The following is a 22,036-nucleotide window of genomic DNA, read 5'->3' on the forward strand; positions in this document are numbered from 1 at the left end:
TCCAACCAATTCAGGACACTGCATGACCGCTGTCGCCGCTCCGACCAAGGAGGACTTCGCCGCACTTCTCGAAGAGAGCCTTGCCCATACCGAACTCAACGAGGGAACGGTCGTCAAGGGCATCGTCGTCGGGATCGAAAAGGATCTCGCCATCATCGACGTCGGGCTCAAGACGGAAGGCCGCGTGCCGCTGCGCGAATTCGCCGGCCCCGGCCGCGAGGCGGCGCTCAAGATCGGCGACACTGTCGAAGTCTATCTCGACCGGGTCGAGAACGCGCTCGGCGAAGCGGTGATCTCGCGCGACAAGGCGCGCCGCGAGGAAAGCTGGGGCAAGCTGGAGAAGGCGTTCCAGAACAACCAGCACGTCTCCGGCGTGATCTTCTCCACGGTGAAGGGCGGCTACACGGTCGACCTCGACGGCGCGGTGGCCTTCCTGCCCCGCAGCCAGGTCGACATCCGCCCGGTGCGCGACGTCGGCCCGCTGATGCACCAGCCGCAGCCCTTCCAGATTCTCAAGATGGACCGCCGGCGCGGCAATATCGTGGTCTCCCGCCGCACCGTGCTGGAAGAGACCCGTGCCGGCCAGCGCCAGGAACTGGTGGCCTCGCTCGAAGAGGGCCAGGTGATCGACGGCGTGGTGAAGAACATCACCGATTACGGCGCGTTCGTCGACCTTGGCGGCATCGACGGCCTGCTGCACGTCACCGACATTGCCTGGCGGCGCGTCAACCACCCGTCCGAGGTGCTGAACATCGGCCAGCAGGTCAAGGTCAAGATCATCAAGATCAACCACGAGACCCACCGCATCTCGCTCGGCATGAAGCAGCTTCTCGCCGACCCGTGGGAAGGCATCGAGCGGCGCTATCCCGAAGCCACCCGCTTCAAGGGCCGGGTGACCAACATCACCGACTACGGCGCGTTCGTGGAGCTGGAGCCGGGCATCGAGGGCCTGATCCACGTCTCCGAGATGAGCTGGACCAAGAAAAACGTCCACCCCGGCAAGATCGTCTCCACCTCGCAGGAGGTGGAGGTGGCGATCCTCGAGGTCGACCCTGTCAAGCGCCGCATCTCACTCGGCCTCAAGCAGACCCTGCGCAACCCCTGGGAAGTGTTCGCCGAGAAGCACCCGCCCGGCACCGCGGTCGAGGGCGAGGTCAAGAACAAGACCGAGTTCGGCCTGTTCCTCGGCCTCGACGGCGAGGTCGACGGCATGGTCCACCTGTCGGATCTCGACTGGAACCGGCCCGGCGAGCAGGTGATCGAGGAGTTCAAGAAGGGCGACATGGTGCAGGCGGTCGTTCTCGACGTCGATGTCGACAAGGAGCGCATCTCGCTCGGCATCAAGCAGCTCCAGGGCGACCCCTTCACCACCTCCGGCGAGGTGCGCAAGGGCTCGGTCGTCACCTGCGAGGTGATCGAGGTGAAGGAAGCCGGCCTTGAGGTGAAGATCGCAGGATCCGACCTCACCGCCTTCATCAAGCGCGCCGAACTCGCCCGCGACCGCGCCGACCAGCGCCCCGAGCGCTTCGCGGTCGGCGACAAGTTCGACGCCCGCGTCACCCTGATCGACCGCCGTGCCCGCAAGGTCACCGTCTCCATCAAGGCGCTGGAAATCGCCGAGGAGAAGGAGGCCGTGGCGCAGTACGGCTCGCAGGACGCCGGCGCCTCGCTCGGCGACATCCTGGGCGCCGCCCTCAAGGAGCGCGAGAAGCAGCGCCGCTGAGGCCGCCTCGCCACGACACGCTGATCAGCCCCGGCGGGCCTCCCGCCGGGGCTTTTCGTTGCGCCGAGCCCGGCCCACGGGCGAGGCGCGCGGTTTCCAGTGCGGCAAGGGGTGAACGATCCGCGCCGCCGTACTATATGTGCGCTTATCAATGTCCCGCGCGCCGCTTGGGCGGCCGGGGCCGTCCCTGACCGCCGCTTCGGGAATACCGCATGTCGCTTGATGCCGATCTCATTGTCGAACGCCGGCGCCTGCGCCGCGCGCTGACGAAATGGCGCGTCGCCGCCGTGCTGGCGGCCGCCGCCGCCATCGGCGCCCTCGTCGTCGGGCTCGACGGGCCCGGATTCGTCGAGAAGCGCCAAGCCCACATCGCCCGCATCCCGATCACCGGCCTCATCCGCGCCGACCGTGAACGCCTCAAGATGATCGAGGAGGTCGCCAAGTCGGGCGCCAAGGCGGTGATCGTGGCGATCGACAGCCCCGGCGGCACGGTGACCGGCTCCGACAGCCTGCACACCGCCATCCGCCGGCTGGCCGAGAAGCGGCCGGTGGTGGCGCTGGTCGAGGGCATGGCGGCCTCCGGCGCCTATGCCGCGGCGCTGGGCGCCGACGAGATCATCGCCGGCCGCAACAGCATCGTCGGCTCGGTTGGGGTGATCGTACAGTTCCCCAATGTCAGCGGGCTGCTCGACTCGGTCGGCGTCAAGGTCGAGGAGGTGAAGTCGACTCCGCTCAAGGCGGCGCCGTCCGCCTTCGTGCCGACCTCGCCCGAGGCGCGCCAGGCGCTGCAGTCGGTGGTCGACGACAGCTACGCCTGGTTCAAGGATCTGGTGAAGACGCGGCGCAGCCTCGATGATTCGCTGGCCCAGACGGTGTCGAGCGGCCGGGTGTGGACCGGCGCGCAGGCGCTGGAGCTGAAGCTGGTCGACCGGCTGGGCGACCAGGAGGCCGCCGTGGCTTGGCTCGCCGAGACCCACGGGATTGACAAGACCCTGCCGGTGCGCGACTGGCAGGCGAGCCGGTCGGCGACCGACGAGATCCGGCTGTCGACCCGCGTCCTCGCCTGGCTGGCGGAGGCCGCCGGGTGGCCGGTCTTGGCGCAAAACCTGCGGACGGAGGCGTCTGCGCTCTCCACCACGCTTGACGGTGTTCTGGCGGTTTGGCACCCTCCTGCCGGTCAGTGAGGGTTGAAATCCACCACGCACTTTCGGACGCTCGAGCGTCCGCCGATCTGATTGAACCGGGCGGCCGCTCTAAGGTATTGAGTTGTCGCATTCTCTTTCGCAAAACCGGTTCCCACTTTTGCGGAGAATGCTCTAGCGGCGGGCCTCATGATCAAATCCGAACTCGTTCAGAAGATTGCCGAAACCAATCCCCACCTCTACCAGCGCGATGTTGAGACCATCGTGAACGCGATTCTCGACGAGGTCACCGCCGCCCTGGCGCGCGGCGACCGGGTGGAGCTCAGGGGGTTCGGCGCATTCTCGGTGAAGGCCCGGCCGGCGCGGGTCGGCCGCAATCCCAGGACCGGCGAGCATGTGCCGGTCAATGAGAAGTACGTGCCGTTCTTCAAGACCGGCAAAGAGATGCGCGACCGGCTGAACGCCGACTGACCGACGCCGAAGGAGGATCGCGGTGCTCAGGAAGCTGCTGTTTCTGGTTCTCGGCCTGCCGCTCGGGATCGTGCTGGTGGTGCTGTCGGTGGCGAACCGTGCGCCGGTGACGCTGGTTCTCGACCCCTTCACCGGCGACGCGGCGACGGCGGCCTACACCGTCTCGGTGCCGCTCTATCTGCTGATCCTCGGCACGCTGACCCTGGGCGTCATCCTCGGCGGCGTCACGAGCTGGCTGACCACCGGCCGCTGGCATCGCACGGCCAAGCGGGCGCGCGCCCATATCCACCAGCTCCAGGCCGAGATCGAGCGGCTGCGCGGCGGCGGCGCATCGGCGCCCCCCGCCGAGGCCGTGCCGGCCCTGCCGCGGCCGCGCCGCAACGCCACCTGATCGGCACGTCGCAGATCGCGACCGACGCGCCCTCCTGCGCCGGCGGAGCGAAGCGGAACCCGCAAACGGGCCGCGGGTGACCGTGCGGTTTTGGGGTAGAATGCCGGCCGCAAAGCGTGGCTCTCGCAGAGCAGGTGCCTGCAAGGCGCGGCGCTCGATCAGGGGCGGGGTGGTTGGCGGAGGGCTGCATGAACGTTCCGATCCTCGACCGGTCGGCCCTGCTCAAGCATATCCGCGCCGTCGAACAGGACCATCCGCTGAAGATCATCGCGCTCCTGCCGCGGGGCGCCGCGCCGCACGTCGAGGGTGACGATGCCGTCGACTTTCTGGCGGAAAAGCGTGAGGGACTGTCGCTGCTTGGCCTGACCCGTGCCGAGCTCGACCTCGCCGCCCGTCTCGGGCGCCCCGTCGGCATCGTGCTGGCGAGCGAACTCCGCGGTGCCGAGAAGGCGCGGATCGAACGGTCCGCGAGACCCTTATGAGCGGCCGCACGACCGTCGACTTCCTGACCGACGCACGAAACCATTGCATCATGCTGGCCGACCGGGCGCGCGACGTTGCGCCGGCCGCCTTTGCCGGCGACGAGGTCCGTCTGCAGTCGGCGATCTATTGCGTGCTGGTGATCGGCGAGGCGATGAACCGCGTCCCGAAGGAGGTCCGCACGCTGGTGCCCGAAGTCGCCTGGGAGCCGGCGATCGCCATGCGTCACCGCCTCGTCCATGCCTCTTGGCTGGCCGATCCGGAGATCGTCTTCCGCGTCGCCGCCGACGATGCGCCGAAACTGGCCGGACAACTCGACCGTCTGATCCTTCGCCTGAGCTGAGCGCCGATGACCCTGCTCGTCAAGATTTGCGGGCTCTCCACCCCGCCCACCCTTCAGGCGGCGCTGGAGGCCGGCGCCGACATGGTCGGGCTGGTGTTCTTCGCCAAGAGCCCGCGACACGTCTCGCTCGACGCCGCCGCCGGGCTGGCGGCGCAGGCGCGCGGCCGGGCGCGGATCGTGGCGCTGACGGTGGACGCCGACGACGCGACGCTTCAGTCGATCGCCGGGATGGTCCAGCCCGACCTGTTCCAGCTCCACGGCCGCGAGACTCCTGAGCGGGTGGCAGAGGTCCGCGCCCGCTTCGGCTTGCCGGTGATCAAGGCCCTTCCGGTCGCGACGCGCGACGACCTCGCGCCGGTCGAATCTTTCGCGCGGGTCGCCGACATGCTGCTGTTCGACGCCAAGCCCGCCCCCGGCGCGGCGCTGCCGGGCGGCAACGGCCTCGCCTTCGACCATACGCTGGTGGCCGGCCTTGACCCCGGCGTGCCGGTCATGCTGTCTGGCGGCCTCGATCCTGCAACGGTGGCGCAGGCGATCGGCCTTGTCCGGCCCGCCGCGGTCGACGTCTCCTCGGGGGTCGAACGGGCGCCGGGCGACAAGGATCCGGCGAAAATCCGCGCCTTCGTCGCGGCGGCGCGGGCCGCGGATGCGCGCGCGACGCTATAGGAGCCGCTTCGGTGACGGTGCACCAACCCAATTCCTACCGGTCCGGCCCGGACGAGCGCGGCCGGTTCGGCAAGTTCGGCGGCCGCTTCGTCGCCGAGACCCTGATGCCGCTGATCCTTGAGCTGGAAGAGGCCTACGCCGCGGCCACGGCGGACCCGGCCTTCCGGCAGGAGATGGACGGCTATCTCGCCCATTATGTCGGCCGCCCCAGCGCGCTTTATTTCGCCGAGCGGCTGACGGAGCACTTTCGCGCGGTTTCGACGGCCTCCGGCCTGTCGGGCGGCGCCAAGATCTACCTGAAGCGCGAGGAGCTGAACCACACCGGCTCCCACAAGGTGAACAACGTGCTGGGCCAGATCATGCTGGCGCGGCGCATGGGCAAGAAGCGCATCATCGCCGAGACCGGCGCCGGCCAGCACGGCGTCGCCACCGCCACGCTGTGTGCGCGGTTCGGGCTCGACTGCGTGGTCTATATGGGCGCGGTCGACGTCGAGCGCCAGAAGCCCAACGTGTTCCGCATGAAGCTTCTCGGTGCCGAGGTGGTGCCGGTCGAATCGGGCACCAGGACGCTGAAGGACGCCATGAACGAGGCGCTGCGCGACTGGGTGACCAATGTCGAGACGACGTTCTACTGCATCGGCACGGTGGCTGGCCCGCACCCCTACCCGATGATGGTGCGCGACTTCCAGTCGATCATCGGCCGCGAGACGAAAGAGCAGATCCTGGCCATTGAGGGCCGGCTGCCGGATTCGCTCGTCGCCTGCATCGGCGGCGGCTCCAACGCCATGGGGCTGTTCCACCCCTTCCTTGACGATCCCGCCGTCGAAATCTACGGCGTCGAGGCCGCCGGCCACGGCATCGCGACCGGTCTGCACGCCGCCTCGCTGTCGGGCGGCAAGCCCGGCGTCTTGCACGGCAACCGCACCTATCTGCTGATGACCGAGGACGGCCAGATCAAGGACGCCCATTCGATCTCGGCCGGGCTCGACTATCCCGGCATCGGACCTGAGCATTCGTACCTGCACGAGACCGGCCGGGTGACCTATCTCTCCGCCACCGATGAGGAGGCGCTCGAGGCGTTCCAGCTGCTGTCCAAGCTCGAAGGCATCATCCCGGCGCTGGAGCCGGCCCATGCGCTGGCCAGGGTCGCCGAACTGGCGCCCAGGATGCCGAAGGACCACCTGATGGTGGTCAACCTCTCCGGCCGCGGCGACAAGGACGTGCCGCAGGTCTCCGAGATGCTGGGGAGCAAGGTGTGATGACCGCCCGCCTCGACGCGAAGTTCGCCGCGCTCGCCCAGGAGGGCCGCGCCGGGCTCGTCACCTTCCTCACCGCCGGCGATCCCGACCCGGCGACCACGCTTGAGCTGCTGAAAGGTCTGCCCGCCGCCGGCGCCGACGTGATCGAGCTGGGCATGCCGTTCTCCGACCCGATGGCCGACGGCCCGGCGATCCAGTGGGCCTCGCTGCGGGCGCTGAAGGCCGGGCAGACGCTGGCCAAGACGCTCGACCTCGTGCGCGCCTTCCGCGCCGCCGATGCCGCCACGCCGCTAGTGCTGATGGGCTACTTCAACCCGATCTATGTCTATGGCGTCGAGCGCTTCCTCATCGAGGCCAAATCGGCCGGCGTCGACGGGCTGATCGTGGTCGACCTGCCGCCGGAGGAGGACGACGAACTCTGCCTGCCGGCGCTGAAGGCGGGGCTCGCCTTCATCCGGCTCGCCACCCCCACCACCGACGATCACCGCCTGCCCAAGGTGCTCGCGAATACCGCCGGATTCGTCTATTACGTCTCGATTACCGGCGTCACCGGCACCGCGACGCCCGATTTCGACAGGGTCGGCTCGGCCGTGGCCCGCCTGAAACGCCACACCACCCTGCCGGTCGCGGTCGGCTTCGGCGTCAAGACCGCCGCACACGCCGCCGCGGTGGCCAAGGGCGCCGACGCGGTGGTGGTGGGATCGGCGCTGGTGGAGCGGCTGCGGACCTCGCTCGATGCCGAGGGCCGCGCCACGGCGGCCACCGTGCCGGGCGTGCTCGACCTCGCCAGGGAACTCGCCGCCGGCGTGCGCGCCGCCGCCAAGGCGGCTTGAAAGGACCGGCCATGAACTGGATTTCGACGACGCTGCGACCCAAGATCCGCACGCTGTTCAAGACCGAGACGCCGGAGAATTTGTGGATCAAGTGCCCGGAAACCGGGCAGATGGTGTTCCACCGCGACCTCGAAGCCAACCAGTACGTGGTGCCCGGCTCGAACTACCACATGCGGATGGGCGCCACCGCGCGGCTGAAGTCGGTGTTCGACAACGCCACCTGGTTCGACGTGCCGCTGCCGGAAGCGCCGGTCGATCCGCTCAAGTTCCGCGACGAGAAGCGCTACATCGACCGCCTCAAGGATGCCCGCACCAAGACCGGCATGCAGGACGCCGTGAAGCTCGGCTTCGGCAAGCTGGAGGGCCTGCCGGTGGTGATCGGGGTGCAGGATTTCAGCTTCATGGGCGGCTCGCTCGGCATGGCGGCCGGCGAGGCGATCATCAAGGGGCTCGACACGGCGCTGGAAAAGGGCACGCCCTTCATCCTGTTCGCGGCGTCGGGCGGCGCCCGCATGCAGGAGGGCATCCTGTCGCTGATGCAGATGCCGCGCACCACCGTGGCGGTGCAGCGCCTGCGCGAGGCGAAGAAACCCTACATCGTGGTGCTGACCAACCCCACCACCGGCGGCGTCACCGCCTCCTACGCCATGCTCGGCGACGTCCAGATCTCCGAGCCCGGCGCGCTGATCGGCTTCGCCGGCCCGCGCGTCATCGAGCAGACCATCCGCGAGAAGCTGCCGGAGGGCTTCCAGCGCGCCGAATATCTGCGCGCCCACGGCATGATCGACATGGTGGTGCACCGCCACGAGATGCGCGCCACGCTGGCCCGGCTGTGCCACCTCCTGACCAAGACGCCGCGGCCGGAGCCGCCGGCACCGCCGGCCCCCGCGCCGGTGCAGGACGCGGCACCGCCGGAACCCGAGACGCCGCCCGCCGCCGAGGCGGCCCCGGCGGAGACCCCGGCTGCGTGAGACGGGGGTGCCACGGCCACCTGAGACCGGGTTGCGGGGTCACGGCGTGACCCCGCGGTGGCGAAATCGCCCGAAATCCCTGCTTGAACGTGTGATTTCGGCACTCCGAGTGCGAAGCTCCAGCTTAGTCTGCTGAATTCTGTGCCGCAAAATCCGAATGTCACTGGCGAAAGACCGCCCCTGCAATTCAATGCCCGGGGCAGCATAAGCTGCTCAGGACTGCAGTAAGCGGCCACATGACTCACCGAACGATAGAAATTTTTTCCTGTTCCCACGGTGTTCGTGTAAGCAACAAAGGGGGATTTTGTTTTTATCTGCCTTTCACTATCGAATAAGCTGTAGCTATAAGAGACACCATCACCTTCCGACACAGAGTAACCGCGTCCCTTTGTTTTTAGGAAATTCGCCAACGGCCACATAGCCGGCTTGCAATTGCGCCATCAGGGCCGACAGCAGGCCGCCGAACACCCCAACCGGGCGCGTTGCATTGGCGGTCGACAGGGCCGACCACGACACCGTGCAGTCTCCGAGATGATACAGCTTGCCGGCGTGGGTCTTCAGGTTGGTTTCGAGATCGCGCAGGCTCCGCACACCGAACAGCTGCGCATACAGCATGGCGATCAAATGAGCCTTGGTCTTCAGGCCGCGATCGTCCCAGTCGGCGTTGTGCCCGTCCACTAGCCGGTCGAACACCGCCCACGGAACGTGCTTCAGAAGGCCATGGAAGACGCTATTCTGGTGCTGCACGGCGTTGATCCTCTCGGGTCCAATTGATTCGCAACCAACTGGAAACAAGCAGAATCAATGCCGTGCACCTCTTCAAGCACAATCCGTGCCGGACAGCCGTGGGCCAAGCGCGGGCATGACGAGTCATAGTCCGCGACCGTTGGTATAAGGGTCAGGGCCGCAGGCCGTCGGCCCGTTTGGGGATCGCGCCGACGATCGTCGGGTCGGGGTCGAGGATCGAGGTGATGACGCGGGTCCGCACAACCGGCGGATCGCCCGGCTTGCGGGCAACCTGGCTCGTCAGCGAATCCCCGACCGTCGCTGCGATATTGGCGAGCCAAGTGAACGCTATGGCCGCGACGACCGCCGCAAACGCCATGATCTGCACCCTCGACATGCCGTCCTCCTGCGCGCTTCGCACAGGATCGGCAGCATGGATGGCGGCGGTGGACATAGCGTTAACCGCCGCTGTCCCGACTGCGTAAAATTTGAAGGATCGGCGGACCTTCGTTGAGGCAACAGCCCGGCGGGATGCGGGTGACGGATGAAGGTCGCGCGCACCGGGATGTTCCTGTTCAACCGGGAAGATGGTCGACACTTTGGACCGGGATGATGGTCGACAGGTCTGGGTTGGGGTTTGCGGTTTGTTCCGCCGGTTCGCGGAGCCCCGTCCGGGGCGGAGCGAAGCGGCGGAAAACGCGGCCGTGGCGCCGCCGGCAAGACCCCGATCGTCGCGGCGGTCGAGACGACGGCGGAGGGCAAGCCGGTGCGCATCAAGCTGCGGCGGGTCCAAGGCTTCCGCCGCAAAGAGGTCAAGGCCCTGGCGCGCCGCAATTTCGAGCCGACCAGTACGGTCGTCAGCGACGGTCTCGGCTGCTTCGTCGGCATCGCCGACGCCGGATGCAGCCATCAGCCGATCCTTACGGGATCCGGAAAGAAGGCCGTTCAGACCCCGGCCTTCAAATGGGTCAACACCATGCTCGGCAACATCAAGAACGCCCTGACCGGCACCTACCGCGCCATTCGCAGCAAGCATATTCCCCGCTACCTGGCCGAATTCGAATACCGTTTCAACCGACGCTACGACCTCGCCGCCATGATGCCCCGCCTCGGATGGGCCGCCGTCAGGACCCCGCCAATGCCCTACCGCTTCCTCAAATTGGCGGAGGATCATGCGTAATCAGGTTCTGTTTAGCTCTCGCTCCGGCTATTCCTCGTTGCGATAGCGCTTGATGTCCATGCGCAGCTCGCCGAACTGCCGGGTCAGCTTGGCCAGATCATGTTCGAGCCGGGCGACCCGCTCGGCGAGACTGGCGGCGGCCGGCCCCTCCGGCTCGGCCGCCTCGAAATGCACGCCGATGTCGCGGTTGCGGGTCCAGACGATCCGCACCGGCCGGGACGCGAAATCGAGCTGCGGCACCGCCAGCGCGAAGGTTTCCGGCAGGGCGGCGTCCGTCTGCACCTCGAGCCGCGCCCCGCCGACCGACACGTCGCGCACGGTGCAGTCCAGGCTGACGCTGCGGCCGGTGTGCAGGATGGTTCCCCGGTAGAAGGTCCGGCGGCGCTTGGTGCGACGGCGCTCCTCGATCATCGCTGGTCTCTCCGCAATCCGCTGCCCGGTTTCGCCCAGGCGAAATCCGACCGATCGCGCGGAGCATCGCACCAGTCGCTGAAGATCCGGTTTGCAGCGGCAGCGTTCGGTGCGCGTGGCGCCGAAGATCACGAAGAAATCATTCGAGCCTTTATCATACGGCTTCGGCGCCGGCCGGTGCCGCGGGCTTCGCGGCCGGACCTTGCGCGAAATCCGTCACCGCCCGGCGGATCGCCGCGAACAGCCGGGCGCGGTCCTCGGCCGCCACCGCCGCCTCGACCTCGGCCACCAGCCGCCGCATCTCGGCCAGCGGCGGGAACACCGGCTGGGCCGCCACCACGCCGGGGATGCCGATATCGGCGGTCGGCTCCTCGCGGGCGAACAGGATCTCGTTCAGCCGCTCGCCGGGCCGCACGCCGGTGAAGGCGACCTCGATGTCGCGCCCCGGCTCGAGCCCGGACAGGCGGATCATGCGCTCGGCCAGATCGAGGATCTTCACCGGCTGGCCCATGTTCAGCACATAGACCGAGATCCGGTCCTGGTCGGGCGAGGCGTGCGGCGCCAGCGCGTGGCTGGCCGCCGTCACCACCAGATTGCACGCCTCCCGGATGGTCATGAAGTAGCGCACCATGTCCGGGTGGGTGACCGTCACCGGGCCGCCGGCGGCGATCTGGGCCTTGAACTTCGGCACCACCGAGCCGTTGGAGCCCAGCACATTGCCGAAGCGCACGGCGATCAGCCGCGTCGGGCCCGACGCCAGCTCGGCGTCGAGCGCCTGGCAGTACATTTCGGCGAAGCGCTTGGTGGCGCCGAGCACCGAGACCGGCTCGATCGCCTTGTCGGTGGAGATCATCACCATCGCCCGGGCGCCGGCGGCGACCGCGGCCTCCGCAACGTTCACCGAGCCCAGGATGTTGGTCTTCACCCCCTCGATCCAGTCGGCCTCCAGATAGGGCACGTGCTTCAGGGCGGCGGCGTGGAACACCAGGTCCGGCTTGAACTCGGCCATCAGCCGATCCATCCGCGACCGCTCGCGCACATCGCCGATGCGGCCTTCGACCTGGGTCTCGGGATCGAGCGCGGCGAGCTTTTCCAGCACCGCGTGCAGCGCCGGCTCGGCATTCTCGACCACCATCAGGTGCGAGGCCCGGTGGGCGACCGCGCGCTCGCAGATCTCGGCGCCGATCGAGCCGCCGCCGCCGGTGACCAGCACGCGCCGGCCGCCGACCGCCGCCTCCAGCCGGCGATAGTCGATCGCCACCGTCGGCCGCAGCAGCAGGTCCTCGACCTCGATCGGCGCGAGGCGGACCGCCCCGCCCTCGTCCAGCGTCTGCATGCGCGAGATCGGCAGGCCGAGTTTGCGGGCGCGCGCGAGCAGGGTGTCGGGCGCGGACTCCGGCGCCAGGGCGGAGGGGGTGACGATCAGCCGGCCGATGCGCAGGCCCCGCGCCTCGTATTCGGCGACCGTCGCCTCCAGCAGGTCGAAGCCGCCCAGCACCGGCACCGCCCGCAACGACTGATCGTGGTCCGAGGCGTTCGGCGACAGGATGGCGATCGGCATCAGCTTCTTGAGCGCGCCGGATTCGAAGGCGCGCACCACCACCTCGGCGTCGTGGGCGCGGCCGAGCACCAGGGCCCGCGTCGCATTCTCGACGCTGGCGCCGTGGCGGGTGCGGGCATAGCGATAATAGCGATAGGCGATGCGCGGCCCGCCCAGGAGGAACATCTGAATCACCCAGTAGAGGGCGATGGTGACCTTGCCGAAGAAGAACTCGTTATAGAATGTCGAAGATGCGAGAATGTAATCGAGCACCAGCAGGCTGAGCGCCAGCACCGTCACCGCGCGGAAGATGCTGGAGAGATCCGGCAGCGAGGCGAAGCGCCACTTGGCCCGATAGAGCGAGAAGAACGAATAGACCAAGCTGGCGTAGAGGGCGAACAGCGGCAGGAACACCGCGAGCACCGGCCAGCGGGCTTCGAGCCCGGCCGCATCGAACCGCACATAGAAGCTCGCCAGCACGGCGAGGCACGTCATCACCGCGTCGTGGATGACGACGACGACTTGGCGGACGTTCCGAAATGGCGTGAGCAATGACGGTATCGGCAAGGGCTTCGACTCGTTGAACACCGGCGACCGTGTCTAGCCGCGTTCGTTCGCCAGCGCCACTGCGTCGATCATCCGGACGCCAGTCTCAGAGACGTGTAGATTCTCTCCCGAATCAAATGGCACACTTTGCGCGCGCGAGTTCGAGAAGACGTAGGAATATTTACGGAAATGAAGCGTAATTTGGTCACGTTTGCTACAGTTCTAGTGGCGATTTTTGCGGTTACGCTGACCTTCTGGCTTTATGGGGCCAGCGGAATCGTCGAAACCATTCTCGGTTACTCGCCGGGGTCCATCCTGTTAGCCTTGGCTTTCCTTAGCCTTAACTATGTCATCGCCTTTGCGAGGTTTCTCTTTGTTATCAGGCGCTTGTCGGGGGAGTGCCTCGCGTGGCCGGCGGCTTTCGCCGCCTACAATGTCGGCCAGATTTCGAGCATCTTCCTTTTCAACATCGTCGGACAGAGCCTGGGACGGGCCGCGATGCTCTCCCGGCAAGGCATCGGGGTGGATGCCAGCGTCGTCGGAACCTATGTCGAGCGGCTGGTCGCCACCGCGGTGCTGGGCCTGTCGGCTGTCTTCGCCGCCATCCTGCTGTTCGGAACGATTGGCCTGACGTTCGAGGGCGGCTTCGACTACCTGCTCGCGGTGACGCTGTCGCTGACCATTGCCGCGTGTTTCGCGTGGCTGCTGGTGTTGCGGGGCCGGCAGGAGTGGCGCGTCTGCACCAGCATCGTGCCGACAGGGTCGCTCCTGTGGCTGACGGTCCTTCTGACCGTGATCGCCCAGATCGCGATGGGGGCAGCCTATTGGGTACTGCTCTCTCCGCACACCGCCGGCATCGATGCAGGCCAGATTGCCGCGGCCCTGGTCATCGTGATGTTCACCTCCAGCCTGCCGATCAGCTTCTCCGGCTGGGGAATCCGCGAGCTCAGCGCGGCCAAGGCGCTTGGGCTTCTCGGCGTGCTGCCGACGGCGGCCGTTGCGTCGGCGTTGACGATCGGGACGATCTCGCTCGTCATTCCGCTGATCGGGGCCGCGCTATCGGCGATCCTGGCGCGCGTTCTGCCGGATCGTCGGCGCTCCGAGGCAAACACCGCCGGACGGGTGGCGGTGCCGGGAGCCGCGGCGCTCGTCCTGATCCTGGCGTTCGCGACCGCCATCCTGGTCCTGTTCCAGGTTCGCGTGCCGTTCGAGAACCATGTCGCGACGGTCAGCCCCGGCGACGCCGGTGCGCTCACCGCGCTCGGTCTTGTCGGTTACCTGCTGTGGCGTCAGCATCGCGGGCACGCCGTCCTGCCGCCGGCAGTGCTGGGATGCCTCGGACTTCTCAGCCTCGTGGTGGGATATGCCCTTTGCATCGGCTATGTGCGCTTCGGCACGATCGACTGGGCCTGGCTCAATCGCGGGCTCGGTTGGATCGTCTGCCTCGGCTACGTCTCGGTCGGCGCCGGCGTGGTTCTGGTGGCGGGCGACCGCGGGCGGCTTCGCGTCCTGGCCGTGTTCCTGGTGGCGCTGCTCACGGTCTCGATCATCCAGATCGGTCTCTATGCGGCAGCGCATCTGCAATTGTTTGATGAAGCCTGGTTCAACAGCAGTTGGATCGAAGGCTTCGCGCTCAACCGGAATGCCTTCGGGTTCCAACTGGCCATTGGCCTCGTGGTGGCGTGGCTGTTCGTATTTCGCGATGTCGGTCCGAGGTACTGGCGGTGGCACTGGCGGTGGCACTGGTTTTCGGCCTCCTGTCTGTTCCTCGCTACCTACCTCACTTTGTCGCGCGCGGCCTTTGTCACGCTGGGCGTGCTGATCGTGCTGGGCGCCGCCTTCGCGTCCCGGCCGCGGTGGCAACGCCTGTCGGTGTTCGCCGCCGCTCTCGCCACCGCGACCGTGCTGGGGACGGCCGCGCCGACCCTGGAGCCGCTCAACGGCTTCGCCACGGCGATCGGCCGGCAGGTCGCGGGCGATTGGCGGGCACACAGTCCAAAAGCCGAATTGTCCGCGGATTTGGCGGCAAACCGGCAAAGCTCCGATGCCGAAAGGTGGCAGACCATCAATGACGGTCTGGCGCTGTGGCGCCGGCATCTGCTGTTCGGGGCGGGCCTCGGTGGCTATGTTCAGGAGCGGTTGCAACGCGGCGAGAGCTTCCAGGTCATCCACAGCGTGCCGGTCTGGCTGCTCGCCGAAGCGGGAGCGGCCGGCCTGATCCTGACGCTGGCCGGTGTCGGCTGGGTTCTGCTTTGGCTGTGGCGGCAGCGCGACGGCCGGCAGGGACTTCAGGCCCGCGCGGCCGCGATGGCGCTGGCCGTGTTCGGGGTCTTCGGGCTGGTTCACGACGTGTTCGCCCAGCGAACCTTCTGGTTCGTGTTCGGGCTGCTCGTCGCCATGAACCTGCCTGGTCGTTCCTCAACGACGACTTGGAGCGACGCTCCCAACCGCGAGTCACCTTCCGTCGCCACTGGGTAAACCTGTGATCAGGATGGCATCAATCTCTTGATATCCAGAAAATGAAAGCCAATCAATCTCTGCAAGTCCGTCATAAAAAATCAGCGAATCACCGCCGCGAATTCGATAATTGATATACTTTTCTCCGGAATTAATCGGATCAACATTTGTTTTAACGAAATATTTGTTCATTTTGTTGATAGTAAATATTGTAATTTCTGCATCGTTTTTGAATCGCATTGTTCTTACCCAGGATCTGTCGTAGCGACTTCCCAAATAGTCCCAAAATGTCGTCAGCTTGAGATGGGAAGAATTGCGCCGAACATCTTTTGATGATCCATCAACGGTGCCGATGTGCATTTGCTCGCCGGCGCCAATCGGTACTTCGACTTCGATGTTGAGTGTGTCGCCCTGGCGGGCAAATCTCGGCGAGTGCATTTCCAAGTAAAAATCCGCGCGACCGGAAGCGGCAACAGCATGCCATTGCATCGGCCTCCCGGAGCGCGTCAGGACGGGTTCGGGTCCTGCAATCCGCCCATCCTGCAGGGGGACGACTCCGAAGAACGGATCCAAGAAAATGTGCCTGCCGCCATCAATCTCTGCGACCACGCCGGAGTGGCCCGTCGTGTCGTCTACGATGTTGATTTGGTCCGCATCGATCCCCCGGGATTCGAGCAGGAATATCAGGGCTCGCGCCGCGGAATCGCACAGCCCGTAGGGGAACAAGAGATCGACAGCTTCCTGATTGACGCGGAAAAACTGCGGAATATGCCGACTTGATAATATGTATAAAATGGATTTGTATCTCGGAAGTTGGCTGGATTTTACGAAGGATGCGTGAATATGTCGCGTCATTTCGATCGCAAGACGATCTTTGTCTGTTGAAATCTCAGAGGATGCCTTTGATATGGTGGCTGCCTTTGACAGCGCGGCTATCTCAATGCCGATTTTTGTTATAATGAGAAATACGACGACAATCAGTGACAAAATAAAAACAGATCGGACTATTTTCCAGCCCACAACGGTGCTCCACGATCTAGAGCGGGATCCGATCTGACGCTCTAAGTTTTGGTTTGTCGCATTTTCTTTCGCACAACCGGTGTCCACTTGTGCGGAAAATGCACTAACGAAATACCTCTTTCGACGAGGCTAGTGTGGCGTCATCATAGGAATTAAACCCTGCCGCGGCCTGAATGAATCGCACGCACGGCGTCATCGCGCGGCCGATTCCAATCCTGGGGAACACTGTCGCAGGTCGGCGGTAGATGGTCTAGACAAGGCGCATGGCCAATCCCACCACCATCACCATTCGCCGGCCGGACGACTGGCACCTGCATCTGCGCGACGGTGTCATGCTGGCCGCCGTGCTGCCCTTCACCGCCAGCCAGTTCAGCCGCGCGGTGATCATGCCCAATCTGGTGCCGCCGGTCCGCCGCGCCGCCGAGGCCTGCGCCTATCGCTCGCGCATCCTGGCGGCCCTGCCGCACGGGCTGAACTTCCACCCGCTGATGACCTGCTACCTGACCGACGAGACCGATCCCGACGATCTGATCGAAGGCCAGCGCACCGGCGCCTTTTTCGCCGCCAAGCTCTACCCCGCCAACGCCACCACCAATTCGCAGTTCGGCGTCACCGACCTCGAACGGCTGAACCGCGTGCTGGAGGCGATGGAGTTCGCCGGCATGCCGCTGCTGGTCCATGGCGAGGTCAGCGATCCCGCCGTCGACATCTTCGACCGCGAGGCGGTGTTCATCGAGCGGGTGCTTGAGCCGATCCGCCGCCGCTTTTCGGCGCTGCGCATCACGCTGGAGCACGTCACCACCGCCGACGGCGTGGCCTTCGTCACCGAAGCCGGCGAGCGCACCGGCGGCACGGTGACGCCCCACCACCTCACCTTCAGCCGCAACGCCCTGTTCCAGGGAGGCTTGCGGCCGCATTTCTATTGCCTGCCGGTCGCCAAGCGCGAGCGCCACCGTCAGGCGCTGCGCGCCGCTGTCACGTCGGGCCACCCCCGCTTCTTCCTCGGCACTGACAGCGCCCCGCACCTGCGCAGTGCCAAGGAGAGCGCCTGCGGCTGCGCCGGCCTGTTCTGCGCGCCGACCGCGCTTGCCGCCTACGTCCAGGTGTTCGCCGAGGAGGGCGCGCTCGACAAGTTCGAGGCCTTCGCCGCCGAGAACGGCGCCCGCTTCTACGGCCTGCCGCTCAATGGCGACCGCATCGCTTTGACCGCCGAGGAGACCGACGTGCCGGAGGACGTGCCGGTGCAGGGGCTCGGCACGCTCCACCCCTTCCTGGGCGGCACCCGCATGGCCTGGCGCGTCGACGGACGGCCGGTGCCCGCCCGGTCTGACACGAGGACTCCATGACCGACACGTTCCACGGCAAGCGCCTGATCGCCCGCGAGACCGCCCGCATGCTGCTGGAGGTGAAGGCGGTGCTGTTCAATGCGACCGAGCCGTTCCGCTTCACCTCGGGCCGCATGAGCCCGGTCTATATCGACGGCCGCAAGCTGATCTCGTTTCCGCGCCTGCGCCGGCGACTGATGGAGTTCGCGGTCACCACCATCGAGCGCGAGGTCGGCTACGAGGCGTTCGACGCGGTGGCGGGCGGCGAGACGGCGGGAATCCCCTACGCCGCCTGGATGGCCGACAGGCTCGACCTGCCGATGCTCTATGTGCGCAAGAAGCCCAAGGGCTTCGGCCGCAACGCCCAGATCGAGGGCGACCTGAAGGAGGGCCAGCGCGTGCTGCTGGTCGAGGATCTGGCCACCGACGCCGGCTCGAAGATCAATTTCGTCAGCGGCCTGCGCAATGGCGGCGCCGTGGTCGAGCACGCCTTCGTGGTGTTCTTCTACGGCATCTTTCCGGTGGCCGAGACCAAGCTCGCCGAGCTCGGCCTCAAGCTGCACCACCTCGCCACCTGGTGGGACGTGCTGCAGGTGGCCAAGGACGGCGGCTATTTCGACGCCCACACTTTGGGCGAGGTCGAGGCCTTCCTCAACGCGCCCGAGCCGTGGTCGCTCGCCCATGGTGGGGCGCCGGTCGAGGTCGCCTGATTCCGAAAGGGTCTCCGGCCGAAGGGCCGGAGAACCTTATTCCGAGTCACACCGGCGGCTGGAAGCTCTTCAGCGTCCGGGTCTTGAACTCGTAGATGCGGCCCGAGTCAGTGAAGCTCGGCAGGCACATCTCGACGATCTTCTCGGCCGGCGCATCGGGCGGCGGCAGCGTCTCGGGATCCTCGCCCGGCATGGCGGTGGCGCGCATCTTGGTGCGGGTGGGGCCGGGATTGAACAGATTGACCTTCACCGGCGTGGTGGCGACCTCGGCGGCATAGGTGCGGCCCATGCAGTCGACGGCGGCCTTGGTCAGCGCATAGGGGCCCCAATAGGCCCGCGGCGACTGGGCGACGCCCGACGACAGCACCACCACCCGGCCGGCGTCCGAGGCGCGCAAGAGCGGGTCCATGGCGCGGATCGCCCGCCAGGTGGCGGTGATATTGACGGCGATCAGATGGTCCCAATGATCGACCTCGACATGGGCGAGCGGCGAGATCGGCCCCAGCGTCGCGGCGTTGGCCACTAGGATGTCGAGCTTCTTCCAGCGCTCCCAGATGGCGGCGGCGAGCCGGTCGAGCCCGTCGCCATCCTTGACGTCGAGCGGCACCAGGGTCGCGCCCTCGCCGGTGGCGGCCTTGATCTCGTCGTCGAGCTCAGTGAGGCCGCCCTCGGTGCGGGCAATGGCGATGACGTGGGCGCCGGCCTTGGCGAGCGCGAGGGCGGTGGCGCGGCCGATGCCGCGCGAGGCGCCGGTGACCAAAGCGATGCGGCCGGCGAGAGGTTGGGTCATGGCAGGATTCCGAACTCTTCTCGAAGGTGGTTGAAATTCACAGCATCCCGTTCGTTCTCGAGGAGCGCGACGTGCAAGGCGCTGTCGGTGGTGATCACGAGAACGCCGTCGGAGGCAAGGAGCGTCGCGCAATCGGCAACGCCGAGACCGGGGTATCGCTCACTCTGAACGGCCTTGATCGAGGCAATGGGAACTTCATGGATCACGGAGATCAGCTCGCGAACTTGGGTGCGGATGTCCTGTCCTCTCGGGTTTTGTCGGACAAGATTATCCGTCTCGGTGATGATGTTCGGGGTGGCAACGACCCGGTCTATCTGGTCAACAATGGACACAAGCAGGTGGAAGTCTTCGACTGAGAAATCTTTCGTGTTCTTGTGTTGGGAAATGTAGTTCGAGTCAAACGAACCCACAGCGAGCATCAACAGGATATTCGTATCGAGGATCACACCGGCGCGCCGGTAGCGTGCGATGAGGCGGTCGATGTCCACCGGTTTACTCGATCGGCAGGAGCTGGCGAACCTTCATGGATTTGACTTCACCGCTGCGCGCATCAATGCGGAAGACCTTGTAGTTGCGTTTTCCTTTTTCGAGCGCGAGCACGCGCCGCATCGTCTCCCCGCCGATGGTGGGCGAGGGCGGGATTTCGATCGTGCTCAAGGTAATCAGCCAGAATCCCCCATCGTCGTATTCGGTTTCTTCCAGCCGGATGTTCTCTCCGGGAATGAAGTCGCCAAGTTCCTGCAGGTAGCGGATCGCAATCCGCACCGCGGCTTTGACGTCGATGATGTCCTCGGCCATCTCCGTCTCCCTGGGCTGCCCCGCCCTCAGCTCGCCTCCGCCAGCAGCGACAGCTGGCGCGGCGGCGGCGCCTCGCCATTGCGGTCGGTCAGCGCGGTCGGGTACTCGCCGGTGAAGCAGTGGTCGGTGAACTGCGGCCGCGACGGGTCGCGTTTCTCCGCCCCCATGGCGCGGTAGAGCCCGTCCACCGACAGGAAGGCCAACGTGTCGGCGCCGATATAGCGGCGCATGCCGTCGAGATCGTGGTTGGCGGCGAGCAGCTTGTCGCGCTCGGGCGTGTCGATGCCGTAATAGTCGGGATGGGTGATCGGCGGCGAGGCGATGCGGAAGTGTACCTCGCGGGCGCCGGCGTCGCGCATCATCTGCACGATCTTCACCGAGGTGGTGCCGCGCACGAGCGAGTCGTCGACCAGCACGATGCGCTTGCCGGCCACCACCGCTTGGTTGGCCGAGTGCTTCAGCCGCACCCCCATCTCGCGGATGGTCTGGGTCGGCTGGATGAAGGTGCGCCCGACATAGTGGTTGCGGATGATGCCGAGCTCGTAGGGGATGCCAGCCTGCTGGGCGTAGCCGATCGCCGCCGGCACGCCCGAATCGGGCACCGGCACCACCACGTCGGCTTCGACCGCGGTCTCGCGGGCCAGCTCGCGCCCGAATCCCTTGCGCACCTCGTAGACCGGCCGGCCGCCGACCATCGAATCCGGCCGCGCGAAATAGATGAACTCGAAAATGCAGGGCCGCGGCGGCATCGGCGGGAACGGTTTCAAGCTCTCGACGCCCTCGTCGGAGACCACGATCACCTCGCCGTTCTCGACGTCGCGGACGTAGCGCGCGCCGATGATGTCGAGGGCGCAGGTCTCGGAGGCGAAGATCGGGTGGCCGTCGAGCATGCCCAGCACCAGCGGCCTGATCCCTTGCGGGTCGCGGGCGCCGATCAGCTTCTTGTTGGTCAGGCCGACGAAGGCGTAGGCGCCCTCCAGGTGGCGCAGGGCCTCGACGAAGCGGTCGACGAAGCGGTTGCGCTTGGAACGGGCCACGAGGTGCAGCATCACCTCGGTGTCGGTGGTCGACTGGCAGATGGCGCCGTCCTTGACGAGCTGGTGGCGCAGCGTCAGCCCATTGGTGAGGTTGCCATTGTGGCCGATGGCGAAGCCGCCGCCGTCGATCTCGGCGAACAGCGGCTGGACGTTGCGCAGGATGGTCTCGCCGGTGGTGGAATAGCGCACGTGGCCGATGGCCGAATCGCCGGCAAGCTGGGCGATGATGCCGGGATCGGAGAAGGTGTCGCCGACGAGGCCGAGCCGGCGTTCGGAATGGAAGCGCTGGCCGTCGAAGGTAACGATGCCGGCCGCCTCCTGGCCGCGGTGCTGCAGCGCGTGCAGGCCCAGCGCGGTGATGGCGGCGGCGTCGGGGTGGCCGAAAATGCCGAACACCCCGCACTCCTCGCGCAGGGTGTCGCCGTCCAGATCCTCATCGCGCCCGATCATGTCGTGCATCCTGTGCTGTGCCGGAAATGGAACCCGGGCCGGCGCCGCAGCCGTCACCACGTCAGCTTGTCGCCTTTTATCAGGTGCGGCCGGGCGTGCCGATCCGGAAGTCCCATCACGGTTTCGTGCCCGGGGGGCGCGGCCGGGCGGCGGGCTCGGCCTCCTCCGTGGGCGGCTTGAGATTGCGCAGCATCGCCTCGGGATCGTCCGGCAGCAGCGACATCAGCCAATCCCCGGTCGAGCGCAGCACCGCGTAGGACTTGGCGTCCTTGATCCAGGCCGGCTGCTTGTCCTCCAAGAGCCAAGTCAGGAACAGGAAGGCGACCACCATCACGATCAGGCCGCGCCCGAGCCCGAACACGAACCCCAGCGAGCGGTCGAGCGCGCCGATCCGGCTGTCGAGGATGGCGTCGGAGATCTGGGCGGTGAGGATCCATACCACCAAGAGCGTGACGAGGAAGATGCCGGCGGCCGAGGCGGCGAGCGCCAGCGTGTCATGGCTGATGTACTGGCGGGCGAACGGCAGCACCTGCGGATAGAACGCGACCGCGGCGGCGGCGGCGGCGATCCAGGAGCCGATCGAGAACAGTTCCCGGACCAGCCCGCGCACCATGGCGAGCAGCCCGGAGATCAGCATGATGACGAGCAATGCGATGTCGAGAGGGGTCAGCGGCATAGCATATCGCCGGAACGAATCGGCGCTTTCGGGCGGGACGGGAAGGATGGAACGGACAGGCTCGCAGCCCTCTATACCCTTGCCGCGCGCC

At 66.5% G+C, this 22,036-nt stretch carries 24 protein-coding genes; 14 read left to right on the top strand and 10 right to left on the bottom strand.

Annotated elements, in window-relative coordinates:
- Nucleotides 1-22 precede the first annotated feature (22 nt).
- The 10 genes from rpsA to accD all read left to right on the top strand — a co-directional run bounded on the left by rpsA (nt 23) and on the right by accD (nt 8,279).
- Nucleotides 23-1,723, top strand: coding sequence for a 30S ribosomal protein S1 (gene rpsA / locus F1193_RS08270; protein ID WP_150097207.1), 1,701 nt, complete (start codon nt 23-25; stop codon nt 1,721-1,723).
- Nucleotides 1,724-1,935: 212 nt separating this feature from the next.
- Complete coding sequence (sppA, locus tag F1193_RS08275; protein WP_150097208.1) at nt 1,936-2,907, top strand: signal peptide peptidase SppA; 972 nt, start codon at nt 1,936-1,938, stop codon at nt 2,905-2,907.
- Nucleotides 2,908-3,054: 147 nt separating this feature from the next.
- Nucleotides 3,055-3,336 carry an integration host factor subunit beta gene (locus tag F1193_RS08285; protein WP_150097210.1) on the top strand — a complete coding sequence of 94 codons (282 nt, stop codon included), beginning with the start codon at nt 3,055-3,057 and terminating at the stop codon, nt 3,334-3,336.
- 22 nt (nt 3,337-3,358) lie between these two features.
- Entirely contained in the window at nt 3,359-3,727 is a 369-nt protein-coding gene (locus F1193_RS08290) for a lipopolysaccharide assembly protein LapA domain-containing protein (RefSeq protein ID WP_170263460.1), read from the top strand.
- A 188-nt stretch (nt 3,728-3,915) separates the two neighbouring features.
- A complete protein-coding gene (locus F1193_RS08295) occupies nt 3,916-4,209 on the top strand; it encodes a hypothetical protein (RefSeq protein WP_150097212.1) in 294 nt (97 codons plus the stop codon).
- A complete protein-coding gene (locus tag F1193_RS08300) occupies nt 4,206-4,550 on the top strand; it encodes a HepT-like ribonuclease domain-containing protein (RefSeq protein WP_150097213.1) in 345 nt (114 codons plus the stop codon). Before F1193_RS08295 ends, F1193_RS08300 begins: the two co-directional genes overlap by 4 nt.
- A 6-nt stretch (nt 4,551-4,556) precedes the next feature.
- Nucleotides 4,557-5,216 (top strand): phosphoribosylanthranilate isomerase, encoded by a 660-nt coding sequence (locus F1193_RS08305; protein WP_150097214.1) that lies wholly within the window; start codon nt 4,557-4,559, stop codon nt 5,214-5,216.
- An 11-nt stretch (nt 5,217-5,227) separates the two neighbouring features.
- Entirely contained in the window at nt 5,228-6,475 is a 1,248-nt protein-coding gene (gene trpB, locus F1193_RS08310; protein WP_150097215.1) for a tryptophan synthase subunit beta, read from the top strand.
- A complete protein-coding gene (gene trpA / locus F1193_RS08315) occupies nt 6,475-7,308 on the top strand; it encodes a tryptophan synthase subunit alpha (protein WP_150097216.1) in 834 nt (277 codons plus the stop codon). The genes trpB and trpA overlap by 1 nt, the downstream gene beginning before the upstream one ends.
- 11 nt (nt 7,309-7,319) lie before the next feature.
- Nucleotides 7,320-8,279, top strand: coding sequence for an acetyl-CoA carboxylase, carboxyltransferase subunit beta (gene accD, locus F1193_RS08320; RefSeq protein WP_150097217.1), 960 nt, complete (start codon nt 7,320-7,322; stop codon nt 8,277-8,279).
- Nucleotides 8,280-8,636: 357 nt separating this feature from the next.
- Here the strand turns inward: accD and F1193_RS08325 are convergent, their stop codons facing one another.
- Both F1193_RS08325 and F1193_RS08330 read right to left on the bottom strand, forming a co-directional pair.
- Nucleotides 8,637-9,026 carry a DUF4372 domain-containing protein gene (locus tag F1193_RS08325; RefSeq protein ID WP_170263462.1) on the bottom strand — a complete coding sequence of 130 codons (390 nt, stop codon included), beginning with the start codon at nt 9,024-9,026 and terminating at the stop codon, nt 8,637-8,639.
- A gap of 151 nt (nt 9,027-9,177) precedes the next feature.
- Nucleotides 9,178-9,459, bottom strand: a complete 282-nt coding sequence (locus F1193_RS08330) for a hypothetical protein (RefSeq protein ID WP_150097219.1) — start codon at nt 9,457-9,459, stop codon at nt 9,178-9,180.
- A gap of 171 nt (nt 9,460-9,630) precedes the next feature.
- Between F1193_RS08330 and F1193_RS08335 the strand changes: the two genes are divergently transcribed.
- Nucleotides 9,631-10,185 carry an IS1595 family transposase gene (locus F1193_RS08335; RefSeq protein ID WP_342781797.1) on the top strand — a complete coding sequence of 185 codons (555 nt, stop codon included), beginning with the start codon at nt 9,631-9,633 and terminating at the stop codon, nt 10,183-10,185.
- Nucleotides 10,186-10,212: 27 nt separating this feature from the next.
- Here F1193_RS08335 and F1193_RS08340 read toward each other — a convergent pair whose 3' ends face one another.
- Nucleotides 10,213-10,596, bottom strand: coding sequence for a PilZ domain-containing protein (locus F1193_RS08340; RefSeq protein WP_150097220.1), 384 nt, complete (start codon nt 10,594-10,596; stop codon nt 10,213-10,215).
- 154 nt (nt 10,597-10,750) lie between these two features.
- Nucleotides 10,751-12,631, bottom strand: coding sequence for a nucleoside-diphosphate sugar epimerase/dehydratase (locus tag F1193_RS08345; protein ID WP_150097252.1), 1,881 nt, complete (start codon nt 12,629-12,631; stop codon nt 10,751-10,753).
- Nucleotides 12,632-12,871: 240 nt separating this feature from the next.
- On the opposite strand from F1193_RS08345, the gene F1193_RS08350 reads away from it, so the two are divergent.
- Nucleotides 12,872-15,160: a lysylphosphatidylglycerol synthase transmembrane domain-containing protein gene (locus tag F1193_RS08350; RefSeq protein WP_150097221.1), complete on the top strand. Its 2,289-nt coding sequence runs from the start codon at nt 12,872-12,874 to the stop codon at nt 15,158-15,160.
- Here the strand turns inward: F1193_RS08350 and F1193_RS08355 are convergent.
- The gene (locus F1193_RS08355) at nt 15,137-16,159 is read right to left on the bottom strand and encodes a hypothetical protein (protein ID WP_150097222.1); all 1,023 of its coding nucleotides are present in this window, start codon (nt 16,157-16,159) and stop codon (nt 15,137-15,139) included. The two genes, F1193_RS08350 and F1193_RS08355, sit on opposite strands and share 24 nt — an antisense overlap.
- 263 nt (nt 16,160-16,422) lie before the next feature.
- On the opposite strand from F1193_RS08355, the gene pyrC reads away from it, so the two are divergent.
- Both pyrC and F1193_RS08365 read left to right on the top strand, forming a co-directional pair.
- Nucleotides 16,423-17,505, top strand: a complete 1,083-nt coding sequence (gene pyrC, locus F1193_RS08360) for a dihydroorotase (protein ID WP_150097223.1) — start codon at nt 16,423-16,425, stop codon at nt 17,503-17,505.
- Nucleotides 17,502-18,194 (top strand): orotate phosphoribosyltransferase, encoded by a 693-nt coding sequence (locus F1193_RS08365; protein ID WP_150097224.1) that lies wholly within the window; start codon nt 17,502-17,504, stop codon nt 18,192-18,194. Before pyrC ends, F1193_RS08365 begins: the two co-directional genes overlap by 4 nt.
- A gap of 46 nt (nt 18,195-18,240) precedes the next feature.
- Here F1193_RS08365 and F1193_RS08370 read toward each other — a convergent pair whose 3' ends face one another.
- The 5 genes from F1193_RS08370 to F1193_RS08390 all read right to left on the bottom strand — a co-directional run bounded on the left by F1193_RS08370 (nt 18,241) and on the right by F1193_RS08390 (nt 21,945).
- Nucleotides 18,241-18,984, bottom strand: a complete 744-nt coding sequence (locus tag F1193_RS08370; RefSeq protein ID WP_150097225.1) for an SDR family NAD(P)-dependent oxidoreductase — start codon at nt 18,982-18,984, stop codon at nt 18,241-18,243.
- Nucleotides 18,981-19,472, bottom strand: a complete 492-nt coding sequence (locus tag F1193_RS08375) for a PIN domain-containing protein (RefSeq protein ID WP_150097226.1) — start codon at nt 19,470-19,472, stop codon at nt 18,981-18,983. The genes F1193_RS08370 and F1193_RS08375 overlap by 4 nt, the downstream gene beginning before the upstream one ends.
- Before the next feature lie 4 nt (nt 19,473-19,476).
- Nucleotides 19,477-19,782, bottom strand: a complete 306-nt coding sequence (locus tag F1193_RS08380; RefSeq protein WP_150097227.1) for a hypothetical protein — start codon at nt 19,780-19,782, stop codon at nt 19,477-19,479.
- 26 nt (nt 19,783-19,808) lie between these two features.
- Nucleotides 19,809-21,278, bottom strand: a complete 1,470-nt coding sequence (purF, locus tag F1193_RS08385; protein WP_150097228.1) for an amidophosphoribosyltransferase — start codon at nt 21,276-21,278, stop codon at nt 19,809-19,811.
- A 106-nt stretch (nt 21,279-21,384) separates the two neighbouring features.
- A complete protein-coding gene (locus tag F1193_RS08390) occupies nt 21,385-21,945 on the bottom strand; it encodes a CvpA family protein (RefSeq protein WP_150097229.1) in 561 nt (186 codons plus the stop codon).
- Nucleotides 21,946-22,036 lie beyond the last annotated feature (91 nt).

Source organism: Blastochloris sulfoviridis, from assembly GCF_008630065.1.
Taxonomy (GTDB): Bacteria; Pseudomonadota; Alphaproteobacteria; order Rhizobiales; family Xanthobacteraceae; genus Blastochloris; species Blastochloris sulfoviridis.